At 76.5% G+C, this 477-nt stretch carries 1 protein-coding gene and 1 pseudogene; both read left to right on the forward strand.

Features of this window, described 5'->3' with window-relative positions; translation table 11 throughout:
• Positions 1–19: 19 nt before the first annotated feature.
• A complete protein-coding gene (locus NBZ83_RS32615) occupies positions 20–160 on the forward strand; it encodes an ATP-binding protein DrrA1-3 family domain-containing protein (RefSeq protein ID WP_498041106.1) in 141 nt (46 codons plus the stop codon).
• Positions 153–477: pseudogene (locus NBZ83_RS32620) on the forward strand (ABC transporter permease); the annotation flags it as partial. The gene NBZ83_RS32615 and the pseudogene NBZ83_RS32620, both read left to right, overlap by 8 nt.

The following is a 477-nucleotide window of genomic DNA, read 5'->3' on the forward strand; positions in this document are numbered from 1 at the left end:
GAGACAGGGGTCGCGCACGGTGCTCGAGCTCGGGCCGGAGGCGGATGACCAGGCGGTGCTGCGCGCGGCGTTGGCCAGCGGTCCGGTGCGCGAGTTCCGCCCCCGCCGACCGTCGCTGGCGGAGCTGTTCCGCGACGTGGTGAGCGCCGGCGATGGATGAGACGGCCGGCGGGCTGGGGGTGTGGCGGGTGCTGCGCCTGGTCGCCGGCCGGGAGATCGGCACGCGGGTGCGGTCGAGGGCGTTCCAGATCACCACGGCGCTGTTCGTCGCCGCGATCGCCGCGAGCGTGCTGGTGACCGCCGCGGTCGGCGGTTCGTCGGCGCGGCGGGTCGCGGTGACGGCGGCGGACGGCACGCAGGCGGCGGCGATCGGGGCGGCGGCGCGTTCGCTGGACGTCGACGTCGAGGTGCGTACCTACGCCGACGCGGCGGCCGGGCGCCAGGCGGTGCTCGACGGTGATGTCGATGCTCTCGTGC

It is taken from the genome of Frankia gtarii (genome assembly GCF_025403375.1).
Taxonomy (GTDB): domain Bacteria; phylum Actinomycetota; class Actinomycetes; order Frankiales; family Frankiaceae; genus Frankia; species Frankia gtarii.